General features: G+C 66.0%; 5 protein-coding genes. 4 read left to right on the top strand and 1 reads right to left on the bottom strand.

Annotated features, from left to right (window positions below; translation table 11 throughout):
* Positions 1-401 precede the first annotated feature (401 nt).
* A complete protein-coding gene (cysS, locus tag Q0R23_RS01610) occupies positions 402-1,925 on the top strand; it encodes a cysteine--tRNA ligase (protein WP_293909657.1) in 1,524 nt (507 codons plus the stop codon).
* Positions 1,926-2,298: 373 nt separating this feature from the next.
* Entirely contained in the window at positions 2,299-3,543 is a 1,245-nt protein-coding gene (locus tag Q0R23_RS01605; RefSeq protein ID WP_293909655.1) for a hypothetical protein, read from the top strand.
* A gap of 279 nt (positions 3,544-3,822) precedes the next feature.
* Here Q0R23_RS01605 and cysK read toward each other — a convergent pair whose 3' ends face one another.
* On the bottom strand, positions 3,823-4,797 hold the full coding sequence (gene cysK, locus Q0R23_RS01600) for a cysteine synthase A (protein WP_293909659.1): 975 nt from the start codon (positions 4,795-4,797) through the stop codon (positions 3,823-3,825).
* A 130-nt stretch (positions 4,798-4,927) separates the two neighbouring features.
* Here cysK and Q0R23_RS01595 point away from each other — a divergent pair, with 130 nt between their 5' ends.
* Positions 4,928-5,833: a metallophosphoesterase gene (locus Q0R23_RS01595; RefSeq protein ID WP_293909653.1), complete on the top strand. Its 906-nt coding sequence runs from the start codon at positions 4,928-4,930 to the stop codon at positions 5,831-5,833.
* Positions 5,834-5,960: 127 nt separating this feature from the next.
* On the top strand, positions 5,961-6,216 hold a 256-nt coding region (locus tag Q0R23_RS01590; RefSeq protein WP_293909651.1), incomplete at its 3' end, for a transposase.

The following is a 6,216-nucleotide window of genomic DNA, read 5'->3' as shown; positions in this document are numbered from 1 at the left end:
GGTCAGGGCTGGGCGGTGGCGCGACCTGCCATCGCTCTGGAGTGCTATTGGGAAGGCCCTTGATGCCGTAACAGTTCAGGATGTCCTCGGCTGGTTCGGGGCTGCCTATCCTATGGCCTTTTTGTGAAATCTGCTCTAGGGAGATGGGGCGCCTGAACGCCATTCATACACGGCACTCATGGAGGTGCTACCCAGTCTGAGCACGGGCTGGGCAGGCTGCTATACTGCCCTCATGTCGCCTAGCCTCACCACCGTCAATACCTGTTGCCGCCGCCCCGGTTGACCGGCCTCAGAGCACTGCCGTGTCGACCGCGCCGGATGCCGAGCGCGGTTTTTCGTTGACGGCCACCCGCCTGACCACCCCACCCCCGGAGAACCACCTCACCCCCGGAGAAGACCCCATGACCCTGACCCGCCTGCCCGACACCTCTGCGCTCAGCGCCTTCTTCCCCGATCTGGAGCTGCCTGACATCGAGTTGCACGACTCGCTGAGCCGCCGCAAAGTGATATTCGAGCCGGGCGTACCGGGCAAGGTCGGCATGTACCTGTGCGGACCCACCGTGTATTCCGACGCGCACCTGGGCCACGCCAAAAAGGAGGTCGCCTTCGATGTGATCCGCCGCTACCTGGCCCACCGGGGCTACGCGGTGCGCTACGTCAGCAACATCACCGACGTGGGCCACCTCCAGAACGACTCCGACGACGGCGAAGATAAAATGCTGGCCCGCGCCGCCCTGGAACGGCTGGAGCCCATCGAGGTGGCCGAGAAGTACTACTGGTCGTTCATGGACGACATGGCCCGGCTCGGCGTGCAGCGGCCCAGCATCCAGCCACGCGCCACCGGGCACATTCCGGAGCAGATCGAGCTGATCGAGGAGCTGACCCGGCGCGGGCACGCCTACGAGGCGAACGGCAGCGTCTACTTCGAGGTGCGGAGCTGGCCGGAGTACGGCAAACTCTCAGGCCGCAAGCTCGACGACCAGGAGGAGGGCACGCGGGAAGCCGTGCGCGGCGAGAAGCGAGACCCCCGTGATTTCGCGCTCTGGAAGCGGGCCGAGGCCGGGCACATCATGCGGTGGCAATCACCCTGGGGCGTCGGCTTTCCCGGCTGGCACATCGAATGCTCGGCCATGAGCCTGAAGTACCTGGGCGAAAGTTTCGACATCCACGGCGGCGGCCTCGATCTGGAATTCCCGCACCACGAGGCCGAGATCGCCCAGGCCGAGGCGGCGGGCCACCCGTTCGCCCGCTACTGGATGCACAACAACATGCTGACCATCGGCGGCGAGAAGATGAGCAAATCCAAGGGCAACTTCACCACGCTGATCGATTTATTTAAGCGCGTGGACCCGCAGATCGTGCGCTTTTTGCTGATCGGCAGCCACTACCGCTCGATCACCGAATTCAGCGAGGAGGGCTTCGTGTCGGCCCACAGCGGCTACCGGCGCCTCCACGACGCCCTGAGCGAAACCCTGCGCCGCCTGCCGGGTGCCCCTGAGAAGCCGGGCGACCCGCTGCTGGCGCAGGTTCGCACCCATGTGAGCGCCTTCGAGGCGGCCATGAGCGACGATTTCAACACGCCCCGTGCGGTGGCGGCGCTGTTTAACCTGACCACCGACGTGAACGCGGCGCTGGCGGGTGCAGCTCATCAACAATCGCCGGGCCGGGACGCGCTGGAGGCGGCGCGGGCGGCGTATCTGGAACTGGGCGGCAGCGTGCTGGGGCTGTTCGCCGCAGGTGCCGGAGCGGTCGGCGCTCAGGACGACACGGCCCTGGTGGGCACGCTGATGGACGTGGTGCTCGAAGCGCGGCAGCACTACCGCCTGAGCAAGCAGTACGCCGCCTCCGACGCCCTGCGCGGCAAACTGGCCGGGGTCGGCGTGACGGTGGAGGACACCAGGGACGGCGCCCGCTGGAAGCGCTGATGGCCCCGGTCCAAGGGCAAGCGGGTGCCTGCCTAGAGCAGATGTCATAAAAAGGGTCTTTTTATGACCGAGCGGAGCGAGTAGTTTTAACTGAGCAAGGCGCAGAATGGAGGCGCGGGGAGGCTGTTTTCCCCGTGGCGTAATTCGGAGTACTGCTCTGGGTGGTCTGTCTGGCCCTGCGAGCAGGCCCCGGCCCTGTAGACTTATGGTCAGTTAATGTTCCGCCTTTGCGTCGTGCTGGGAGCACTGCCCTGCGCGTCAGCACAGCAGGCACTGACTCGGTGGCTCGTCGGCTGTAAGTCAGTTCGGTACAAGTCCGTTCGGTACAAGTCCGTCTGGTACAAGTCCGTCTGAAGCCCACAGGGAGAAACACGTGAACAGACTACGAATCGGTGTGGTGCTGGCGCTCGGTGGACTGGTGAGCACCCTCGGCTCGGCCCAGGCGGCGGGCGTCAAGGTCGTCGATTGTGCCAAACAGTCGGACACAGCAGTTTGCAAGCGGCCTAGCACCGCCAACGTCGCCACCATCGGCGAGGGCGTGCCGTTCTACAACGGCGGCTTCGGCGATAAGATCGTGGGCGGCTTCGTGCAGGGCGGCGCGGGGATCTTCGCGGTGAGTCTGGGCGATCAGGGCATCATCGTCTCGGTGGACCTGGCGACCGGCAACCGGACGCTGGTATCGGGCATGGCCGACGCCAACACCAGCCGGGGCAAGAGTACGCTGATGTACAAGCTCCGCGACGGCACCACCGAGCTGCCCGCCTACGTCCTGGGCGGCATCCGGGATGTCAAGCCGCTGCCGAACGGCAATTACGTGGCGCTCATCAACGCCAATTCGACCTCGCGCACCCAACTGGTCGAGGTCAACGCCAAAACGGGCGACCGCTCGCTGATCTGGGCCGATGAGGTCGCGGGCGACACCCACCCCGGCGGCCTGCAAGACAAGGAGCAGTACGACCGGGGGCGCCGCTGCCTGGAGAGCGCCGACGGGCGCCGCCTGATCCCCTCGCCGTTCGGCATGGCCGTCGATGCGGGCGGCGCGGTGTATCTGGGGCTCAACAACAACCCCAACGGCAGCGGCTTCGGCTTCGCCCGCATCAGGGGTGGACGCTGCGAGCTGTTTTCCTACTACGACTTCCAGCTCGGCGACAAGACGGGCAGCGGCTTCAAGGCGCCCAGACTCGAAATCGGCGCCATGACCTTCGCGGGCAACACCGTCTACGCCGTACACGGCTTCGGCAACGAGGCGCTGCTGACCAGCCTGAACCCGGCCAGTGGCGAGCGCGCCCTGGTGTCCGCCGTCAACCGCACGCCCAGCTCCAGGCGCGGCCAGGGCGAGCGCGGCGTGGGCTACAAGGGGCTGGCCGTCAGCGCGGCGGGGCTCTACAGCGTGCGGGTCGGCGACGGTGGCAACGGCTTCGAGATGACCAAGGTGGACCTCAGCAGCGGCAACCGCAGCCCTGTTCCGGCGCTCTCCGGCCCACTGAAATCGCCGATCAGCGACGATGAGCCGCGCGTCTTCGCCGTTCCCGGCAGCCCACTGCTGCTAATCTGCATGGAGCGTGCCCTGATGGTCTTCGATCCGGTCAGCGGCAACAGCAGCGTCCTGTCGTACTGATGCGGACTGTGCGGTATGGATGAACGTCCGGCGCGAATCAAGATGCCGAGCACCATGAAAGCTGTCTGTCCGGCCAGTGAACGCGCCGCCAACGGCAGCTCAAGGTCTTCTGAGACTCTGAGATCTGAGACTTGTGTCAGTGTTCTGCCAGAGTTGGGGCCGTAGTGTGGTGAGTGAGTGTTGTCTCCCCAGAACACTACGCTCATCTCCCCTCCAAAGCGGACAGGTCGCGCCACCCCCCGGCGCCTCCTGTCCGTTTTTTTGCCTGTCGGCGCCCGGTCAGTGCGCTGCTTGCACCTGCGCCCCGGCACGTTCACGCGAGTACGGCAGGTAATCGCCGGGCGTGTCGTGCTGGCCGTCGAACAGCGCCGTGCTGAGGTAGCGTGCCCCCGAATCGCAGGCGATGGTGGCGACGCGCTTGCCCGGCCCCAAAGTGCGGGCCAGCTCCAGCGCGGCCCAGACGATGCCGCCCGACGACATGCCCACGAACAGGCCCTCCTCCCGCGCCAGGCGGCGGGCCAGCGGATAGGCGTCCTCCTCCCAGACCTGAATGACGCCGGTCAGCAGGCTGCGGTCCAGATTCGCCGGAATGAAGCCCGGTCCCATGCCCTGAAAGCCGTGCTCGCCGCGCTCACCGCCCGACAAGACGTTGCTGCGGGCCGGTTCCACCGCGTAGATCTGCACCTCCGGGTTCATGCGGCGCAGGTAGCGCCCGACCCCGGTGATGGTGCCGCCCGTGCCGGAGCCGTAGACAAAAGCGTCAACGTTGCCTTCCATCTGCCCCCAGAGTTCCGGGCCGGTGGTGGCCTCGTGGGTGGCGGGGTTGGCGGGGTTGGTAAACTGGTTGGGCATCCAGGCGCCGCCTTGCTCGGCGATGCGTTCAGCTTCCTCGATGGCGGCCAGCATCCGGCGGCCCGGATCGGTCAGCACCAGTTCGGCGCCGTAAGCGGCCAGGGTCCGTTTGCGCTCCTCGCTCATGCTGGCGGGCATCGTCAGGATCAGCCGGTAGCCCCGCGCCGCCGCCACCTGCGCCAGCCCGATGCCGGTGTTGCCGCTCGTCGGCTCCACGATGGTCCCGCCGGGCCTGAGCACGCCGCGCCGCTCGGCGTCCTCGACCATGCCCAGGGCGGTGCGGTCCTTGATGCTGCCGCCGGGGTTCTGGCCCTCCAGCTTGACGAACACCTCGGCCATTCCGGCTTGGGTGACCTTGCTGAGCTTGACGAGGGGGGTATCTCCGATCAGTGCATCCACCATACGGTCTTTGTAGGGACGGTCTGTGTAGGGCATACGGTCACTGTACGGCACCAGGCCCGACCAGGACGGAGGCCGAGCAGACACATTGACCGGCACGCCGTTACCAAGCCGAGCAGGCCCAGGCTCTAGAATGCCGCCCGTGCGCCTCGCCTTCATCGCTGACATCCACGGCAACCAGGACGCCCTCGCGGCGGTGCTCGCCGACATCCAGCTTCAGGGCGCCGAGCGGCTCTACGTCAACGGGGATGTGGTCAACCGTGGCCCAGACAGCGTGCAGGCGATGGACACGCTGCTGAACCTGAAGACCGCGCCCCTGTTTACCCTCGGCAACCACGACGATCTGATGCGGCTGTGGCTGAGCCGCGACGAAACGCTGCCCGGCGACTGGTTCGACGATCCGTTCTGGGCCGCGACCGCCTGGAGCGCCGCCAAGCTGGAGCAGGCCGGACACATCGGGACCATCATGAGCTGGCCGATGACCCAGCGCCTGAATATAGGCGGACCGGGTACAGGCGGCTTGGGCGTAGGCGGCCTGGGCGACATCGAGGTGGCGCACGGCAGCCACGCCTACTACCGCGAGAGCCTGGGCGCTTCGACCCCGCCCACTCGTCTGGACGAACTGCTCAGCGAGGCGGGCGCGTGCGTGCTGGTCGGCTCGCATACCCACCGCCCGATGATTCAGCCGCTGCCGGGCGGACGCCTGGTGCTCAATACCGGCGCGGTGGGTGCGCCCTTCAACGACGATCCCCGCGCCCAGTACCTGCTGCTGGGCATCGAAACGGGGCCGGACGGCCTGCCCCAGTGGCAGCCGAGCATCAGGACCGTGCCGTATGACCGCTCCGGGGTACTGCGGCGCTTTGAAACCAGCGGCCTGATCGCCCAGGGCGGCGTGAGCGCCGAGATCTTCCGCGAGGAGGTCCGGCAGGCGCGGAGTTTTTACACCCCCTACTGGATGTGGACCGAGGAAACCGGCAAGCCGCGCACCCCGGAGACCTGGGGACACTTCAAAACCGAGTTTCCGGAGCGGTTTGTGTGATTGGTCCATTTGATTAGTAAAACATCGTTGATTGGTAAAACATCGTGGGCGTTTGACGGCCCGGCTTCAGACCTCGCTGAGAGGCTGTCTGAGGCCCAGAGAATGGGGAATTTGCTAGGCTATCGAGATGAATCGCGCTGCGTATCCGAGCGACCTCACCGATGCCGAGTGGACCCTTATTGAACCACTGTTGCCGCCCGTTGACGAGAGCACCTTCTGCGAAACCGTTCCCAGACGCAAAATCGTCAACGGGATTCGGTACGTCGCCCGCAGCGGGATTCAGTGGCGGATGATGCCGCATGATCTGCCACACCACAAAACGGTCTATCACTATCACAACCTCTGGAGTAAAGAAGGTGTCTGGGAGCGGGTCAACGCCTCAC

This window comes from Deinococcus sp., from assembly GCF_025362455.1.
In the GTDB taxonomy this organism is placed as follows: Bacteria; Deinococcota; Deinococci; order Deinococcales; family Deinococcaceae; genus Deinococcus.
Note: the sequence above shows the minus strand (reverse complement) of the source record. Positions and strands in the feature narration are given on the sequence as shown.